At 68.1% G+C, this 17,919-nt stretch carries 18 protein-coding genes; 17 read left to right on the top strand and 1 reads right to left on the bottom strand.

Annotation, left to right across the window (positions count from 1 at the left end; translation table 11 throughout):
* Positions 1-236: 236 nt before the first annotated feature.
* From A5740_RS00620 to xerD, 11 genes are all read left to right on the top strand, one after another.
* Positions 237-1,121, top strand: coding sequence for a tetratricopeptide repeat protein (locus A5740_RS00620; RefSeq protein WP_076190614.1), 885 nt, complete (start codon positions 237-239; stop codon positions 1,119-1,121).
* 1 nt (position 1,122) lies between these two features.
* A complete protein-coding gene (locus A5740_RS00615) occupies positions 1,123-2,151 on the top strand; it encodes an HAD-IIA family hydrolase (protein ID WP_076190612.1) in 1,029 nt (342 codons plus the stop codon).
* A 13-nt stretch (positions 2,152-2,164) separates the two neighbouring features.
* Positions 2,165-2,371 carry a hypothetical protein gene (locus A5740_RS00610; RefSeq protein ID WP_076190610.1) on the top strand — a complete coding sequence of 69 codons (207 nt, stop codon included), beginning with the start codon at positions 2,165-2,167 and terminating at the stop codon, positions 2,369-2,371.
* A gap of 6 nt (positions 2,372-2,377) precedes the next feature.
* A complete protein-coding gene (locus tag A5740_RS00605; protein ID WP_076190608.1) occupies positions 2,378-3,187 on the top strand; it encodes a TlyA family RNA methyltransferase in 810 nt (269 codons plus the stop codon).
* A complete protein-coding gene (locus A5740_RS00600; RefSeq protein WP_076190607.1) occupies positions 3,184-4,107 on the top strand; it encodes an NAD kinase in 924 nt (307 codons plus the stop codon). Before A5740_RS00605 ends, A5740_RS00600 begins: the two co-directional genes overlap by 4 nt.
* A gap of 6 nt (positions 4,108-4,113) precedes the next feature.
* Positions 4,114-5,877: a DNA repair protein RecN gene (gene recN, locus A5740_RS00595; protein WP_076190605.1), complete on the top strand. Its 1,764-nt coding sequence runs from the start codon at positions 4,114-4,116 to the stop codon at positions 5,875-5,877.
* 136 nt (positions 5,878-6,013) lie between these two features.
* Complete coding sequence (steA, locus tag A5740_RS00590) at positions 6,014-7,210, top strand: putative cytokinetic ring protein SteA (RefSeq protein ID WP_076190603.1); 1,197 nt, start codon at positions 6,014-6,016, stop codon at positions 7,208-7,210.
* A gap of 3 nt (positions 7,211-7,213) precedes the next feature.
* Positions 7,214-8,155 carry a copper transporter gene (locus A5740_RS00585; protein WP_076190601.1) on the top strand — a complete coding sequence of 314 codons (942 nt, stop codon included), beginning with the start codon at positions 7,214-7,216 and terminating at the stop codon, positions 8,153-8,155.
* 108 nt (positions 8,156-8,263) lie between these two features.
* Positions 8,264-10,039, top strand: coding sequence for a CTP synthase (locus tag A5740_RS00580; RefSeq protein ID WP_254849034.1), 1,776 nt, complete (start codon positions 8,264-8,266; stop codon positions 10,037-10,039).
* Entirely contained in the window at positions 10,032-10,670 is a 639-nt protein-coding gene (locus A5740_RS00575) for an NUDIX hydrolase (RefSeq protein ID WP_076190599.1), read from the top strand. Before A5740_RS00580 ends, A5740_RS00575 begins: the two co-directional genes overlap by 8 nt.
* Positions 10,667-11,623: a site-specific tyrosine recombinase XerD gene (xerD, locus tag A5740_RS00570; RefSeq protein WP_076190597.1), complete on the top strand. Its 957-nt coding sequence runs from the start codon at positions 10,667-10,669 to the stop codon at positions 11,621-11,623. Before A5740_RS00575 ends, xerD begins: the two co-directional genes overlap by 4 nt.
* Here xerD and A5740_RS00565 read toward each other — a convergent pair.
* Positions 11,620-12,372 carry an O-methyltransferase gene (locus A5740_RS00565; protein WP_076190595.1) on the bottom strand — a complete coding sequence of 251 codons (753 nt, stop codon included), beginning with the start codon at positions 12,370-12,372 and terminating at the stop codon, positions 11,620-11,622. The two genes, xerD and A5740_RS00565, sit on opposite strands and share 4 nt — an antisense overlap.
* Positions 12,373-12,486: 114 nt before the next feature.
* Here A5740_RS00565 and A5740_RS00560 point away from each other — a divergent pair, with 114 nt between their 5' ends.
* From A5740_RS00560 to der, 6 genes are all read left to right on the top strand, one after another.
* Entirely contained in the window at positions 12,487-13,371 is an 885-nt protein-coding gene (locus tag A5740_RS00560) for a ParA family protein (RefSeq protein ID WP_076190593.1), read from the top strand.
* An 89-nt stretch (positions 13,372-13,460) separates the two neighbouring features.
* Entirely contained in the window at positions 13,461-14,225 is a 765-nt protein-coding gene (locus A5740_RS00555) for a segregation/condensation protein A (RefSeq protein WP_139334861.1), read from the top strand.
* Between the two features lie 16 nt (positions 14,226-14,241).
* The gene (gene scpB, locus A5740_RS00550; RefSeq protein WP_076190589.1) at positions 14,242-15,000 is read left to right on the top strand and encodes an SMC-Scp complex subunit ScpB; all 759 of its coding nucleotides are present in this window, start codon (positions 14,242-14,244) and stop codon (positions 14,998-15,000) included.
* Position 15,001: 1 nt separating this feature from the next.
* Positions 15,002-15,742 carry a pseudouridine synthase gene (locus tag A5740_RS00545; RefSeq protein WP_076190588.1) on the top strand — a complete coding sequence of 247 codons (741 nt, stop codon included), beginning with the start codon at positions 15,002-15,004 and terminating at the stop codon, positions 15,740-15,742.
* Positions 15,739-16,425 carry a (d)CMP kinase gene (gene cmk / locus A5740_RS00540; RefSeq protein ID WP_076190586.1) on the top strand — a complete coding sequence of 229 codons (687 nt, stop codon included), beginning with the start codon at positions 15,739-15,741 and terminating at the stop codon, positions 16,423-16,425. The genes A5740_RS00545 and cmk overlap by 4 nt, the downstream gene beginning before the upstream one ends.
* The gene (gene der / locus A5740_RS00535; RefSeq protein ID WP_076190585.1) at positions 16,422-17,840 is read left to right on the top strand and encodes a ribosome biogenesis GTPase Der; all 1,419 of its coding nucleotides are present in this window, start codon (positions 16,422-16,424) and stop codon (positions 17,838-17,840) included. Before cmk ends, der begins: the two co-directional genes overlap by 4 nt.
* The last annotated feature ends 79 nt before the right edge of the window (positions 17,841-17,919 follow it).

The raw sequence follows: 17,919 nt of genomic DNA, 5'->3' as shown, positions 1-17,919 counted from the left end.
CGGAAGCTAAGCCTGCCAGCGCCGATGATACTGCCCTATCGGGTGGAAAAGTAGGACACCGCCGAACACAAATTAAGAATCACCCCCCACGTTTATGCGTGGGGGGTGATTCGCTTTTATGAACGAATTCTTTTGACGGCTAATTCTTGATATTCGATAGGCCCGCGTCGGCATGATTATGTCGGCCGTGGTAGCTGCCAGTATCCTTTGCGGGAAGGGCGGGTAGAAAGGCACACGTGGTCGGAGACAGACAAGGCGACGCAGAGCGGCGCCCGCGGCGTGCATCGAACGACCGCGCATCGAGCAGTTCAGGGCCGCGTCGTCCCCGGGATCAACGCGATCAGCGTGGCCGCGACCAACGCGACCAACGGGGACGGGACCAACGCTCCGGCGCCCCCCGGGTGTCTGGACCCGGCCGGGCTCGTTCGGCCCAGCCCACCGACGACGGCGACCCCAGGAATGACGGCCCGAAGTTGCCGGCCGATGTCGAGGCCAAAGAATTGGCCCCTGATGTACGCCGGGAACTGGTGACCCTGGACAAGGCCACCGCCGACTTCGTTGCTCGCCACCTGGTGATGGCCGGCAAGTTGCTCGACGAAGATCCCGAGACCGCGCTCGCCCATGCCCGTGCCGCCCGTAACCGAGCCGGGCGGATCGCGGTGGTGCGTGAAGCCGTGGGTATTGCGGCGTATCACAGCGGTGACTGGGCCCAGGCCCTTGCCGAATTGCGCGCGGCCCGGCGGATGGGCAGCAAGTCGATGCTGCTGCCGATGATCGCCGATTGCGAACGCGGGGTGGGACGGCCCGAACGGGCGTTGGAGTTGGCCCGCAGCGACGAGGCTGCCGCCTTGACCGGCGAGGACGCCGACGAACTGCGGATCGTGACGGCCGGTGCCCGGTCGGACCTCGGCCAGTTCGAGCAGGCGTTGGCCATCCTGTCCACGCCGCAGCTCGACCCCGCCGGAGTGGGGTCGACCGCTGCCCGGCTGTTCTACGTCTATGCCGACACCCTGCTGGCACTCGAGCGCCGGGACGAGGCATTGCAGTGGTTCCTCCACGCCGCGCATGCCGACGTCGAAGGCATCACTGACGCGGAAGACCGGATAACGGAGCTTTCCTGACGTGAGCACGCTTGCGCGGCAACATGATTGCCTGCTGCTCGATCTCGATGGCACGGTCTTTCGCGGCCACGCGCCCACATCAGGTGCACTGGAGAGCCTGGCTGCGGTCTCGGCGCGGGTGCTCTACGTGACCAACAACGCCTCCCGTGCGCCCGGTCAGGTGGCCGGACACCTTCGTGAACTCGGGTTCGCCGCGGCAGCCGACGATGTGGTGACCAGCGCACAGAGCGCGGCCCACCTTCTTGCCGCGCACCTGCCGGGGGACTCGGTAGTTCTGGTGGTGGGGGCCGAGGCTCTTGCCGATGAGGTACGCAATGTCGGTCTGCGTCCGGTTCGGACGTTCGACGAGGGCCCGGTCGCTGTGGTGCAGGGACACTCCACGGATACCGCGTGGCCGAACCTGGCCGAGGCGGCGCTGGCAATCCGCGCCGGGGCGTTGTGGGTGGCCGCCAACGTGGATCTGACCCTGCCGACGGAACGCGGCCTGCTACCGGGCAACGGCTCGATGGTGGCCGCATTGCGGGCGGCGACCGGGCGGGAGCCGCTGGTGGCCGGAAAGCCGCAACCGACGTTGATGAACGACGCGCTGGGCCGGGGTTCGTTCACCGCGCCACTGGTGGTCGGTGACCGGCTCGACACCGATATCGCCGGCGCCGTCGCCGCCGGATTGCCGAGTCTGATGGTGCTCACCGGCGTCAGTACCGCTCCTGAGGTCGTCCATGCGGCCGCGGGGGAGCGTCCGGGCTTTCTGGCCGCCGATCTTCGTGGACTGCACACCGAGGCCGAGGCCCTGCGGATCGCACCGCAGGACGCCTGGCGGGTCGACATCGACACGGCGACGGTCACCGTGCATGCCACCGGCCGGCAGCCCCACGATGACGTGTCGGTGGTGCGGGCAGCCGCGCATGCGGTGTGGAACGCCGGGTCCGACGGCTCCGTCACCGTGGCGGCCGGCGATGACGCCGCGCGCGAGGCGTTGGGTCGATGGTCGCTGCTGTCGGTGCCGGTCGATCAGCGCGTCATCGACTAGCGTGAGTGTCGCTATGACTACTGATCCCGACGAGCTGCGCGCGCAGGTCGCTGCAGTGTTGGCAGGCGTGCCGGATCCCGCGGTGGACCCTTCGGCGCTCGACCGCACGGACATCGATGTGGTGGCCGCGCGGCTGGAGCAGGCCCACGATCTGCTCGTGGCTGCCCTCGAATCCGTCGACAGGGGTCAACCGGGCGGACCGCAGGCGACCGGAAGGTGAGCGCAGGTGGCGCGGCGGGCTCGTGTTGATGCCGAGCTGGTGCGACGCGGGTTGGCCCGGTCCCGCCAGCAGGCCGCTGAGCTGATCGAGGCCGGGCGGGTCCGTATCGACGGGATGCCCGCGGCGAAGCCGGCGACCGCGGTCGCCTCGGATACCAACATCACGGTGCTCGCCACCGAAGAGCGCAGCTGGGTGTCCCGGGGAGCGCACAAGCTGATCGGTGCGCTCGACGCTTTCGACGTCGCTGTCGAGGGACGGCGCTGCCTGGATGCCGGAGCGTCGACCGGAGGTTTCACCGAGGTGCTGCTTGATCGGGGCGCCGCCGAAGTGGTCGCCGCCGACGTCGGATACGGGCAGTTGGCCTGGTCGCTGCGCTCGGACGAACGCGTGCACGTGCTGGAGCGCACGAATGTGCGGGAGTTGACGTGCGAGGCGATCGGTGGCCCGGTGCAGCTGATCGTCGCGGATCTGTCGTTCATCTCGCTGGCCACCGTGCTCCCGGCGCTGACTACCTGCGCCGCGCCCGACGCCGATATCGTTCCGATGGTGAAACCGCAGTTCGAGGTGGGCAAGGACCGGGTCGGCGCCGGCGGTGTGGTCTCCGACCCGGAACTGCGTGTCGATGCCGTGTGTACGGTTGCCCGCAAGGCGGCCACATTGCAGTGGCATGCTGTCGATGTGACGGCCAGCCCGCTTCCGGGTCCATCGGGCAACGTCGAATATTTTCTGCACCTGCGTACCGGGACCGACCGTGCACTGGAGGGCGACATGCTCGAACAGGCAGTGCGACGGGCGGTTGAGGAGGGCCCGCAATGACGTCTGAACGCACGATCCTGCTCGTGGTGCACACCGGCCGGGACGAGGCGACCGAGGTCGCCCGCCGGGTGGAGAAAGTGCTCGGCGACAACGGTATTGGCTTGAAAGTGCTCTCGGCCGAGGCGGTGGACCGCGGCCCGTTGCATCTGGCGCCCGACGACATGCGGGCGCTGGGTGTCGACATCGAGGTGGTCGACGCCGAGGAACGGGCGGCCGAGGGCTGTGAACTCGTGCTGGTGCTGGGCGGCGACGGGACCTTCCTGCGCGCGGCCGAACTCGCCCGCAACGTCGAGATCCCGGTGGTGGGGGTCAATCTGGGCCGCATCGGCTTCCTGGCCGAGGCGGAGGCGGAGGCCATCGACCACGTGCTCGAGCGCATCATCGAGCGTGACTATCGCATCGAGGAGCGGATGACCCTCGACGTCGTGGTGCGGGTGGGTACCGACGTGGTGAACCGCGGGTGGGCACTGAACGAAGCCAGCCTGGAGAAAGGACCCCGGCTCGGGGTGCTCGGAGTGGTGCTGGAGGTCGACGGCCGCCCGGTCTCGTCCTTCGGTTGTGACGGCGTACTGGTGTCCACCCCGACGGGCTCGACGGCCTACGCGTTCTCCGCGGGCGGCCCGGTGCTGTGGCCGGACCTGGAGGCGATCCTGGTGGTGCCCAACAACGCTCACGCGCTGTTCGCCCGGCCGATGGTGACGAGCCCGGCGGCCAGTATCGCCATCGAGATCGAGGCGAGCGGCAATGACGCCCTGGTGTTCTGCGACGGTCGGCGCGAGATGGTGGTGCCGGCCGGTGGCCGCCTGGAGGTGACACGCTGCGGTACGCCGCTGAAATGGGTGCGGCTGGACTCGGCCCCGTTCACTGATCGATTGGTGCGTAAGTTCCGGCTGCCGGTCACCGGATGGCGGGGACAGTAGATCGCTGTGCTGTCAGAGATCCGTATCGAGTCGTTGGGCGCGATCAGCGCCGCCACCGCGGAATTCGACCGTGGCTTGACCGTGTTGACCGGTGAGACCGGTACCGGCAAGACGATGGTGGTGACCAGCCTGCACCTGCTCGGCGGAGCCCGTGCGGACGCCACCCGGGTGCGGTCGGGATCTGATCGTGCCGTCGTCGAAGGCCGCTTCAGCACAAGCGAACTCGGCGAGGACGTATCGGTTCGGGTCGAGGACATCCTGGAGTCTTCCGGTGCCGAACGTGACGACGACGGCAGCGTGATCGCGGCCCGCTCGGTGAGCCGGACCGGGCCATCGCGGGCGTACCTGGGTGGGCGCAGTGTGCCGGCCAAGTCGTTGAGCAACTTCACCGCCCAGGTGTTGACCTTGCATGGCCAGAACGACCAGTTGCGATTGATGCGGCCCGACGAACAGCGGGCGGCGCTGGACCGGTTCGCCGAGGTGGACAAGCCGCTGATCCGCTACCGCCGGATCCGCGAGGAGTGGCTCGACGCGCGTCGGGACCTGGCGGATCGTCGTCATCGCGCCCGGGAACTCGCCCAGGAAGCTGACCGGCTCAGCTTCGGGATCCAGGAGATCGACGCCGTCGCACCACTTCCCGGTGAGGACGAGGCGATCATCGCCGACATCCGCCGGCTCTCGGAACTCGACGCGCTCCGGGAGGCCGCGCAGACGGCTCGCCTGGCCCTTTCCGGTGAGCTCGACGAGCCGGCACCCGATTCGATGTCGGCGGCCGACGGGGTAGGGCGCGCGCAGGGGGCCCTGGAAGCCACCGACGATTCGGCGCTGCAGGCGCTGGCGGGACGTCTGGCCGAGGCGATGGCGGTGATCGGCGACGTCTCCGGCGAGCTCGGAGACTATCTTTCCGAATTGCCCAGTGATGCCAGCACTTTGGAGACCAAACTGGCGCGTCAGGCTGAGCTGCGCACGCTGACCCGCAAGTATGCCGCCGACGTCGACGGGGTACTGGAGTGGTCACGTGAGGCCGCGGACCGGTTGGCTCAGCTCGACGTGTCCGAGGAGAGTCTGGCCGCGCTGGACCGCAAGGTTGCCGAGCTGGAGGCGCAGGTGGTCACGGCGGCCGCAGACCTCACCAAGGCCCGGACCCGGGCGGCCAAGGGCCTGGCGAAGGCGGTCACCGCGGAGTTGGCCGGGCTGGCCATGGCCAACGCGGTGTTCACGATCGGCGTCGCCCCGATGGCGGCACGCGCCGATGACTCGGCGCCACTGACCATGCCCGATGGTGCGGTGCTGCACGCCGGTCACGACGGGGTCGACGCGGTCGAGTTCGGGTTCACCGCGCACCGGGGGGCTGATGTGCTGCCGCTGGCCAAGAGCGCCTCCGGCGGTGAGCTCTCCCGCGTGATGCTGGCGTTGGAGGTCGTGCTGTCGGCGTCGACCGCGGGCACCACGATGGTGTTCGACGAGGTCGATGCCGGGGTCGGCGGGCGGGCCGCGGTACAGATCGGCCGTCGGCTGGCCCGGCTGGCCCGCACCCATCAGGTGATCGTGGTGACGCACCTGCCTCAGGTCGCGGCGTATGCGGATGCGCACCTGGTGGTCGACAGCGGCAACGGTCGCGCCAAGTCCAGCGGCGTGCGGCGCATCGAGGACGAGGACCGGGTCGCCGAGCTGGCTCGCATGTTGGCCGGGTTGGGGGAGTCGGACAGCGGCCGGGCGCATGCCAGGGAGTTGCTGGAGGCCGCTCAGCAGGAGCGCAGCGCTCCGTAGCGCCACTTTTCGGATCCGGGTTCGATGTCGTACCGAGACCGCGCGGCTGTTACTGATGTGACTAAAGACGACTTCTGAGGCTGGTGTTACGGCGCGCCTCCGCCGTCTGACCGGCGATCCCCGACAGAATCGGCCCATGAAGATGTCCACGCTGCTGACCCGCCATGCCAGTTCGCGTCCGGGAGTCACCGGCACTGCCCGGGTGGACCGCGACATCGATCGGCTGCTGCGCCGTGTCGGCCCCGGCGACATCGTGGTGCTCGACGCCCAGGACCTGGACCGGATCACCGCCGACGCGCTGGTCGAGGCGCAGATCGCCGGCGTCGTCAACGCCTCCCCGTCGATCTCCGGCCGCTACCCGAACCTCGGGCCCGAGGTTCTCGTCGCCAACGGCGTGGTGCTGATCGACGAAGCCGGCCCGGACATCTTCAAGAAGGTCAAAGACGGGGCCCGGGTCCGCCTGCACAACGGCGGCGTCTACTCCGGGGATCGGCGCATCGCGCTCGGCACCGAGCGTAACGACCAAGAGATCCACGAGTTGATGCACGACGCCAAGAGCGGCCTCGTGGCACACCTGGAAGCCTTTGCCGGCAACACCATCGAGTTCATCCGCAGTGAGAGTCCGCTGCTCATCGACGGCATCGGGATCCCGAACATCGACGTGGACCTGCACCGCAGGCATGTGGTGATCGTGGCCGAGGAGCCCAACGCCGCCGAGGATCTGCGGGCGCTCAAGCCGTTCATCAAGGAGTACCAGCCGGTACTGGTCGGCGTCGGCGTCGGCGCAGACGTGCTGCGCAAGGCCGGATACCGTCCGGCGTTGATCGTCGGTGACCCGGACAAGATGAGCGTCGAGGTGCTGCGCTGCGGTGCCCAGGTGGTGTTGCCGGCCGACGCCGACGGCCACGCCGCCGGCCTCGAGCGCATCCAGGATCTGGGCGTCGGCGCGATGACGTTCCCGGCTGCCGGATCGGCGGCGGACCTGGCCTTGCTGCTGTGTGACCACCACGGTGCGTCGCTGATCGTCACCGCCGGGCACACTGCCTCCATCGAGGAGTTCTTCGACCGCTCGCGCCAACGCAGCAACCCGTCGACGTTCCTGACCCGCTTGAAGGTCGGCGAGAAACTCGTCGACGCCAAGGCGGTGGCCACCCTGTACCGCAGCCGGGTCTCCGGTGGGGCGATCGCCTTGCTGGTACTGGCCATGCTGGTGGCCGTCGTTGTCGCGCTGTGGGTTTCGCGCGCCGACAGCGCGGTGATCGACTGGGTGGTCGACTACTGGAACCGCTTCACGCTCTGGGTGCAGGGCCTGGTCAGCTCAAGTGGCGGGTGAGCTGTGATCACGTTACGTGCCCATGCGATTTCGTTGGCGGCGGTGTTCCTGGCCCTTGCCATCGGGGTGGCCCTGGGATCGGGCTTGCTGTCCAACACCGTGCTGTCGGGTCTTCGAGACGACAAGTTGGACCTGCAGCATCAGATCGACACGCTCACCGACGGGAAGAACGCGCTGAACGAAAAGCTCAACGCCGCTGGGAAATTCGACGCGCAGATGGCGCCGAGAATCGTGCGCGAGGCGTTGAAGGACAAATCGGTGGTGGTGTTTCGCACACCTGACGCCGACGACGGCGATGTCGACGCCATGTCCCGGTTCGTCGGCCAGGCCGGCGGACGGGTGACCGGGACGATCGGACTCACGAGTGAGTTCGTCGAAGCCAACTCGGCCGACAAACTGCTCTCGGTGGTCAACTCGCCGATCGTTCCGGCGGGCAAGCAGCTGAGCACCGCGGCGGTGGACCAAGGTTCCCAAGCGGGTGACCTGCTGGGCATCACCCTGCTGATCGACAAGAATCCGGCCGCCGCGCCCGTGGATGACATGGCCCGCCAGACCGTGCTCGCCGCGCTACGCGACACCGGGTTCCTCAGCTATGACGATCAGCACATGCCGGCAGCCGATGCAGCGCTGATCGTGACCGGTGGCGGGCTCGGTGACGACGGCGGCAACCGCGGTGCCACCGTGGCCCGGTTCGCCGCCGGTTTGGCGCCCCACGGCGCCGGGACGGTGTTGGTGGGCCGCTCCGGCTCGGCGTCGGGCACCGGGCCGGTCGCCGTGACCAGGTCCGATGCCGGACTGACGGCAGCGGTCAGCACCGTCGACGACGTCGATGCCAGCGCCGGGCAGCTCACCGCAGTACTCGCGCTGAGCGACCTGGTGGGCGGAGGGAAACCCGGGAAGTACGGAACCGGGCAGGGCGCGACGTCGGTGACCATCCCGCAATAGCGCACGCGGCGCGCCAGCGACGACTTGTCGCCGTCAGTGTTAAGGTGAACTTCCGTGGGTCGGCAGGCCACAGCTGGTTTATTGATTCCCTGCCCGTCGTCACGGAGGATGCTTTTGCCCGCCTTACGCAAGCACCCGCAAACCGCCACCAAACACCTCTTCGTCACCGGTGGCGTGGCGTCTTCACTCGGTAAGGGGTTGACGGCCTCGAGCCTCGGTCAACTGCTGACCGCGCGGGGACTGCAGGTGACAATGCAGAAGCTCGACCCCTATCTGAACGTCGATCCCGGCACCATGAACCCGTTTCAGCACGGTGAGGTGTTCGTCACCGAGGACGGCGCCGAGACGGACCTCGACGTCGGCCATTACGAGCGGTTCCTGGACCGCGATTTGTCGCAATCCGCCAACGTGACCACGGGCCAGGTGTACTCCTCGGTGATCGCCAAGGAACGTCGTGGCGAGTATCTGGGCGACACCGTGCAGGTGATTCCGCACATCACCGACGAGATCAAGAGTCGCATCCTGGCGATGGCCGAACCGGACACGGCCGGGCACCGGCCCGACATCGTGATCACCGAGATCGGCGGCACCGTGGGCGATATCGAGTCGCTGCCGTTCCTCGAGGCCGCCCGTCAGGTGCGTCATGAGGTGGGCCGGGACAACTGTTTCTTCCTGCACGTGTCGCTGGTGCCGTACCTCGCGCCGTCCGGCGAGCTCAAGACCAAGCCGACGCAACATTCGGTGGCCGCGCTGCGCAGCATCGGCATCACCCCCGACGCGTTGATCCTGCGGTGCGACCGCGATGTCCCCGAGCCGCTGAAGAACAAGATCGCCCTGATGTGCGACGTCGACATCGACGGGGTGATCTCCACCCCGGATGCGCCCTCGATCTACGACATCCCCAAGGTGCTGCACCGTGAGGAGCTCGACGCCTACGTGGTGCGCCGGCTCAACCTGCCGTTCCGCGACGTCGACTGGACCGAGTGGGACGATCTGCTTCGCCGCGTGCACGAGCCGCAGGAGACGGTCCGGATTGCCTTGGTGGGCAAGTACATCGACCTGTCCGATGCCTACCTCTCAGTGGCCGAGGCGCTGCGGGCCGGCGGCTTCAAGCACCGGTCCAAGGTGGAGATCCGCTGGGTGGCCTCGGATGACTGCGAGACCGAGAACGGTGCCGCCGCCGCACTGGCCGACGTCGATGGGGTGCTCATCCCCGGCGGGTTCGGCATCCGCGGCATCGAGGGCAAGCTCGGAGCGATCTCCTTTGCCCGCAAGCGTGGGCTTCCGGTCCTGGGGTTGTGTCTGGGTCTGCAGTGCATCGTGATCGAGGCGGCCCGGTCGGTCGGGATCACCGGCGCCAACTCCGCCGAGTTCGATCCGTCGACCCCCGATCCGGTGATCTCGACGATGGCTGATCAGGAAGATGCCGTCGCCGGTGAAGCCGATCTGGGCGGCACCATGCGCCTGGGCGCCTACCCGGCCGTGCTGGAGGCCGGATCGATTGTGGCGCAGGCCTATCAGGCCACCGAGGTGTCCGAGCGGCACCGGCACCGCTACGAGGTCAACAACGCCTATAGAGACCGGATCGCCAAGAGCGGGTTGAAGTTCAGCGGCACCTCGCCGGACGGACACCTCGTGGAGTTCGTGGAGTACGACGCGAAGACCCACCCGTTCCTGGTCGGCACCCAGGCCCACCCCGAGCTCAAGAGCCGGCCGACCCGGCCACACCCGCTGTTCGCGGCGTTCATCGGGGCGGCGTTGGCCTACAAGGCCGAGGAGCGGCTGCCGGGCATGGACCTTCCCGAGCATTTCACCGAGGACACCGGAGAAGCCGGGGACGCCGACGGCGTTGCCGAGGAAGCCGAAAGCGCTTCCCTTGGCTGAACGCGGCGTCGAATCGGAGCACGACTTCACCACGGTGTCCAGCGAAACCGTCTACGTCGGAAGCATTTTGGCGTTGCGAGCCGACGAGGTCAGCATGCCGAACGACGGTTCGGCGCGACGCGAGGTGGTGGAACACTTCGGCGCGGTGGCGGTGGTCGCGCTCGACGACGACGGCAACGTGGTCCTGGTGTACCAGTACCGCCACCCGGTGGGCCGTCGGCTCTGGGAACTGCCCGCCGGACTGCTCGACCTCGGTGGTGAACGGCCCGAGGTGACCGCGGCCCGCGAACTGGAGGAGGAGGTCGGCCTGGCCGCCGCGCACTGGCATGTGTTGGTGGACCTGGTGTCCAGCCCCGGTTTCTCCGACGAGGGGGTGCGGGTCTTCCTGGCCACCGGGCTGACCGATGTCGATCGCCCCGAATCCGAGCACGAGGAAGCCGACATGGTCGTCGATCGGGTGCCGCTGGACGAGGCGGTGCACCGGGTCTTCACCGGTGAGATCGTGAACTCGATTGCGGTGGCGGGAATCCTGGCGGCGCACGCCATGCCCGACGTGGACACGCTGCGAACGGTCGAGGCCCCGTGGACCGATCGGCCCACAGCATTCGGGCGGCGCAAAGGCCGGCAATGACAACCCCGTCACCCCTGCGCCCGGCCCTCGACGACCAACTCCAGGGCTACCTCGATCATCTGACGATCGAGCGCGGGGTGGCGGCCAACACCTTGAGCTCGTACCGGCGCGATCTGCGGCGTTACTCCGAACACCTGACCCAGCGTGGAATCGACGACCTGGCCAAGGTGAACGAGACCGACGTCAGCGACTTCCTCATCGCGCTGCGTCGCGGTGACCCGGACGCCGGTGTGGCCGCACTGTCGGCGGTGTCGGCGGCCAGGGCGGTGGTCGCGGTCCGCGGGTTGCACCGGTTTGCGACGGCCGAGGGCATGACCGAACTCGACGTCGCGCGCGGCGTCAAACCGCCCACCCCGAGCCGCCGGCTGCCCAAGAGCCTCAGCCTCGACGAAGTGCTCGCGCTACTGGAGGCCGCCGGCGGGGACAGCGAGGCCGACGGTCCGCTGACCTTGCGCAACCGGGCGCTTCTGGAACTTCTGTACTCCACCGGCGCGCGTATCTCCGAAGCCGTCGGCCTCGACGTCGACGACATCGACACCCAGGCGCGCTCGGTGCTGCTGCACGGCAAAGGCGGCAAGCAGCGCCTCGTGCCCATCGGCCGCCCCGCGGTGAGTGCGCTGGACGCCTACCTGGTGCGGGGTCGTCCCGATCTGGCCCGACGCGGGCGGGGAACTCCAGCGATCTTTCTCAATGCCCGAGGCGGGCGGTTGTCCCGGCAGAGCGCCTGGCAGGTGCTGCAGGATGCGGCCGAGCGGGCCGGGATCACCTCGGCAGTGTCTCCGCACACCCTGCGGCACTCCTTCGCCACCCACCTGCTCGACGGCGGCGCCGACGTCCGCGTCGTGCAGGAACTGTTGGGGCACGCTTCGGTGACCACCACGCAGATCTACACCATGGTCACCGTCCACACCCTGCGAGAGGTCTGGGCGGGCGCACACCCCAGGGCGCGTTAACCGCCCAGGTACCGCGACTCCAGCACCAGATCCGGCAGCAGGCTCTGGTACTCGGCATGGGTCTTGTGATGGACGGTGTCCCAGAGCCTGCCCTGTTGCTCACGCATGTAGGCCAGATACTTCGGTGCGCCCGGCAGCTTCACGTTGTCGGCCACCACGATCGAACCGCGGTGCAGCCACGTGCGGTCGAGCAGGCTCTGTAGATCGGTCAGATACGCGTTCTTGTCGTGGTCGAGGAACACGAAATCCAACCCACCGGATTCAAAACCGTTGGCGGACAATGTATCCAGTGTGGCGCCGCCGTCGCCCACCGTCCCGACGACGCAGGTGATCCGGTCGGCCACCCCGGCGTGCGTCCAGATGCGTCGCGCGATGTCGGCGTTGGTGGGGGAGAACTCGACCGAGAACACCCGGGCGTCCGGGGCGGCCCGGGCGATGCGCATCGCCCCGTACCCGCAATAGGTGCCCAACTCCAGGGCCAGCCGGGGATCGGCCCTGGTGACCGCGGCATCGAGCAACGCGCCCTTCTCGTCACCGACGTTGATCAGAAACGACTTCTCATAGGCGAATCGGTCGATGGTGGCGAGCACGTCGTCGAGATCGCCCGCGCGGGCGTTGGCCACGACGTAGTCGGCGGCCGCAGCCTCCCGCCCGTCGCCCCACTGCCCGGTGCGGGCGAAGTGTCTGGCGCCGATTCCCATCCGGATGAACGACCAGCGCAACAGCGGCAGTCGCTGCTTGAGACTCATGACGCACACCATATGCACCGATTGCCCGCGGGTCTGCCCGTCCTGGCAGCCCGCCGACGTTAAACTTGCCGGGATGTGCGCCGAGACTGCGGGATGCCTGACCAGGGGTGGGGTATGAATGACGGCGGCGGACACGACGGCCTGTTCGAGCACAACGGGCCTGAGCTCGGTCTGACCGGGCGGCCACCGCGAGACATCCCCGAACCCCAGCCACGCTCGACCCACGGCCCGGCCAAGGTCATCGCGATGTGCAACCAGAAGGGCGGGGTCGGCAAGACCACCTCGACCATCAACCTGGGCGCCAGCCTGGCCGAATACGGCCGGCGGGTGCTGCTGGTGGACCTGGACCCGCAAGGCGCGCTGTCGGCCGGGTTGGGCGTGCCGCACTACGAACTCGACCACACCGTGCACAACCTGCTGGTCGAACCGCGGGTGTCGATCGACCAGGTGTTGATCAAGACCCGCGTCAGCGGCCTGGACCTGGTGCCCAGCAACATCGATCTGTCGGCCGCCGAGATCCAGCTGGTCAACGAGGTCGGTCGGGAGCAGTCGCTGGCCCGGGCGCTGTACCCGGTGCTGGACCGCTACGACTACGTGCTGATCGACTGCCAGCCCTCGCTCGGTCTGCTGACCGTCAACGGACTGGCGTGCGCCGACGGGGTGATCATCCCGACCGAGTGTGAATACTTCTCGCTACGCGGCCTGGCGCTGCTGACTGACACCGTCGCCAAGGTGCACGACCGGCTCAACCCCAAGCTGGCGATCAGCGGCATCCTGGTGACGCGCTACGACCCGCGCACCGTGAACGCGCGCGAGGTCATGGCCCGGGTCGTGGAGCGGTTCGGCGACCTCGTGTTCGACACCGTGATCACCCGGACCGTGCGCTTCCCGGAGACCAGCGTGGCCGGCGAGCCGATCACCACCTGGGCGCCCAAGTCGGGTGGCGCGGTGGCCTACCGATCGCTGGCCCGCGAAGTCATCGACCGGTTCGGCGCGTGAACGATGTCCTGAACACCCCGGCCACCGATGGTGCCGACGCGGCGAGCCCGGGGGAGACGAGCGAGCAGCAGAACCGCTTCCAGGTCCGACTGACCAACTTCGAGGGACCGTTCGACCTGCTGCTGCAGCTGATCTTCGCGCATCGCCTCGATGTCACCGAGGTGGCGCTGCACCAGGTCACCGACGATTTCATCGCCTACACCAAGGAGATCGGCGCCCGGCTGGAACTCGACGAGACCACGACGTTCCTGGTGATCGCGGCCACCCTGCTGGACCTGAAGGCGGCCCGCCTGCTGCCCGCGGGCGAGGTGCACGACGAAGAGGATCTCGCTCTGCTCGAGGTCCGCGACCTGTTGTTCGCGCGGCTGCTGCAGTACCGGGCGTTCAAGAACGTCGCGTTGATGTTCGCCGAATTGGAGGCCGCGGCGCTGCGCAGCTACCCGCGCGCGGTGTCGTTGGAAGACCGGTACTCGGACCTGCTGCCCGAGGTGATGCTGGGCGTGGACGCCGGCAAGTTCGCCGAGATCGCGGCCGCGGCATTCACCCCACGTCCGGTGCCCACCGTCGGCATCGACCACATCCACGCGCCCAAGGTGTCGGTGCCCGAGCAGGCCCATCGGATCATTGCGCTGCTCGAACAGCGGGGAATCGGCGAATGGGCGACCTTCGCCGAGTTGGTGGCCGAATGCACCGACGGCCTCCAGATCGTCGGGCGCTTCCTGGCGCTGCTCGAACTGTTCCGGGCCAAGGCGGTAGCATTCGAGCAACCAGAACCGCTTGGAATGCTCCAGGTTTCGTGGACCGGAGATCGGCCGACCAGCGAACATCTGGCCACCGCTGATGCGGAAGAATAGCGAGAACTGATTAACCATGACTGACGAGATCTCCGGTTCCGGAGTTCAGTCCGACGATGCCCCGGGTGAGCTGAACCCGGTCGGAGATGACCTGGGCATCGATGTGGCGACGGTTCCCGAGCTCGATCTCGAGGAAAGTGAACTCGACGACGGTGAGCTCGGCGCTGTGCTCGAAGCCCTGTTGCTGGTGGTGGACACGCCGGTGACCGTCGACCAACTGGCCTCGGCCACCGAACAGCCCGCCTATCGGGTGATGGCCAAGCTGCGCCTGATGGCTGAAGAGTTTGCGGCCCGCGACAGCGGCATCGACCTGCGTGAGGCGGCGGGCGGCTGGCGGATGTACACCCGAGCCCGCTACGCCCCGTATGTCGAGCGGCTGCTGCTCGACGGCGCCCGGTCCAAGCTGACCCGCGCCGCGTTGGAGACTCTGGCCGTGGTGGCGTACCGTCAGCCGGTCACCCGGGCACGGGTGAGCGCGGTGCGCGGCGTCAACGTGGACGCGGTGATGCGTACGCTGCTGGCGCGAGGACTGATCACCGAGGCCGGCACCGATCCGGATTCGGGTGCGGCGACGTTCGCCACCACCGAGCTGTTCCTGGAACGGCTCGGTTTGACCTCGCTGGCCGACCTGCCCGACATCGCGCCGCTGCTGCCCGATGTGGACGTGATCGACGACCTGAGCGAATCACTCGGTGACGAACCGCGTTTCGCGAAACTCAATGGTGGCTCACCCGGCCCTAATCAGCCGCTGGCCTTCGATGTGGACAAGGACTGATATGGCTGAAGAAGGCGTGCGACTGCAGAAAGTGCTGTCCCAAGCCGGAATTGCCTCACGGCGGGTGGCCGAACGGATGATCACCGATGGCCGCGTCGAGGTGGACGGGCGGCTGGTGACCGAGCTGGGTACCCGCGTGGACCCAGCGGTCGCCGAGATCCGGGTGGACGGTTCCCGCGTGGTAATCGACGAGACCTTGGTGTACCTGGCGATCAACAAGCCGCGCGGCATGCTGTCGACGATGTCCGACGAGCGGGGCCGGCCCTGCGTCGGAGACCTGGTGGAGCATCGGGTCCGGGGCAACAAGAAACTGTTCCACGTGGGCCGGCTCGACGCGGACACCGAGGGTCTGCTGCTGCTGACCAACGACGGCGAACTCGCACACCGGTTGATGCATCCGTCCTACGAGATCCCGAAAACCTATGTGGCCACGGTGATCGGCACGGTGCCCCGCGGGCTCGGCAAGAAGTTGCGCGCCGGCGTCGAATTGGAGGACGGCCCAGCCCATGTCGACGACTTCGCGGTGGTGGACACCGTCCCGGGTAAGACTCTGGTGAAGGTGACCCTGCACGAGGGCCGCAACCGCATCGTGCGACGGATGCTGGCCGCGGTGGATTTCCCGGTGCAGGAACTGGTCCGCACCGACATCGGCTCGGTGGCGCTGGGCGACCAGCGCCCGGGCAGCATCAGGGCGCTCAGCCGCAAGGAAATCGGCGAGCTTTATCAGGCGGTGGGAATGTGAGCGGATCTCTGCTGGTGGCCGTCGACGGGCCGGCCGGGACCGGAAAGTCTTCGGTGTCAAGAGGTTTGGCGAAAGCCCTCGGCGCGTGCTACCTGGATACCGGGGCGATGTACCGGATCGCCACCTTGGCGGTATTGCGGGCCGGAGCGGGTCTCGACGACCCCAAGGCCATTGCCGCGGCGGCGGCCGGGGCGGCAATCGGCGTCGGTTCGGATCCAGGTGAGGACCGTGCTTACCTGGCCGGCGAGGACGTTTCGGCCGAGATCCGTGGCGACGAGGTGACCCGTGCGGTGTCCGCGGTGTCCGCGGTGCCCGAGGTGCGGGCCCGGCTGGTCGACCTGCAACGTGAGTTGGCCGCCTCGGGTGGACGTGTGGTGGTCGAAGGCCGTGACATCGGAACCGTGGTGCTGCCCAAGGCCGACGTCAAGATCTTCCTCACCGCCTCGGCCGAGGAGCGGGCCCGGCGTCGCAACGCCCAGAATGTCGCCAACGGTCTGCCCGACGACTACCCGACGGTGCTGGCCGACGTGCAGCGGCGGGACCACCTGGATTCGACCAGGGCGGTGTCACCGCTGCGGGCAGCCGAGGACGCGCTGGTGGTCGACACCAGCGACATGAACCAAACACAGGTCGTGGCACACCTTCTCGACCTGGTGACCCAGCATGCGGGGGTACGGCGATGAGCGCCTCGGACGGAGACGGCACCTGGTCGGACGAGAGCGACTGGGAACTCAGCGACGAGGTCGCCGAGGTTCTTGAGGAGGCGGCGGCGCCCCCACCGGTGCTGGCCGTCGTCGGCCGCCCCAACGTCGGCAAATCGACTCTGGTCAACCGGATCCTGGGCCGCCGCGAAGCCGTCGTACAAGACATCCCCGGGGTGACCCGGGACCGGGTGTCCTACGACGCCAACTGGCTGGGCCGCCGGTTCATGGTGCAGGACACCGGCGGCTGGGAACCCGACGCCAAGGGCTTGCAGCAACTGGTCGCCGATCAGGCGCTGGTGGCGATGCGCACCGCCGACGCGATCATCCTGGTGGTCGACGCGGTGGTCGGTGCGACGTCGGCCGACGAGGCCGCAGCCCGGATGCTGCGCAAGTCGGGCAAGCCGGTTTTCCTGGCCGCCAACAAGGTCGACACCCAACGCGGGGAGGCCGACGCCGCGGCACTGTGGTCACTGGGCATCGGCGAACCTCACTCGATCAGTGCCATGCACGGTCGCGGCGTGGCCGATCTGCTCGACGTGGTGATGGAGAAGCTGCCCGAGGTCTCCGAGGTGGGCGGCACCGGTGGCGGCGGACCGCGCCGAGTGGCACTCGTCGGTAAGCCCAACGTGGGCAAGAGCTCGCTGCTGAACCGGTTGGCCGGTGACGAACGCTCGGTGGTGCACGATGTCGCCGGCACCACGGTGGACCCGGTCGATTCACTCATCGAATTGGGCGGCAAGACTTGGCGTTTCGTCGACACCGCCGGGCTGCGCCGCAAGGTCGGGCAGGCCAGCGGGCACGAGTTCTACGCCTCGATCCGCACCCATGGCGCGATCGATGCCGCCGAAGTGGCGATCATGCTGATCGATGCCTCCCAGCCACTGACCGAGCAGGATCTGCGGGTGCTGTCGATGGTCATCGAGGCCGGGCGGGCGCTGGTCATCGCGTTCAACAAATGGGATCTGGTCGACGAGGACCGACGGTACCTGCTGGACAAGGAGATCGACCGCGAACTGGTGCAGGTGCAGTGGGCGCCGCGGGTCAACATCTCGGCCATGACCGGCCGGGCCGTGCAGAAGCTGGTGCCCGCCCTGGAGACGTCACTGGCCTCCTGGGACAAGCGGATCTCCACCGGTCAGCTCAACACCTTCCTCAAAGAGGTGGTGGCCGCGACGCCGCCGCCGGTGCGTGGTGGCAAGCAACCCAAGATCCTGTTCGCCACCCAGGCGGCCACCCGGCCGCCGACGTTCGTGCTGTTCACCTCCGGGTTCCTGGAGGCCGGCTACCGGCGGTTCCTGGAACGCCGGCTGCGGGAGACGTTCGGCTTCGAGGGCAGCCCGGTGCGGGTCAACGTGCGGGTGCGCGAGAAGCGGGGCGCACCGAAGCGCCGCTAGCCCGCGATTTCGGTGCGTTTGGTAACGGCTGGCGTTACTCAGCGCACACAACTCGGACCGATAAGGTGGCCCGAGTGTC

The organism is Mycobacterium sp. GA-1841, from assembly GCF_001954135.1.
Taxonomy (GTDB): domain Bacteria; phylum Actinomycetota; class Actinomycetes; order Mycobacteriales; family Mycobacteriaceae; genus Mycobacterium.
The sequence above is the reverse complement of the archived record's forward strand: the minus strand, read 5'-3'. Positions and strand labels throughout refer to the sequence as shown.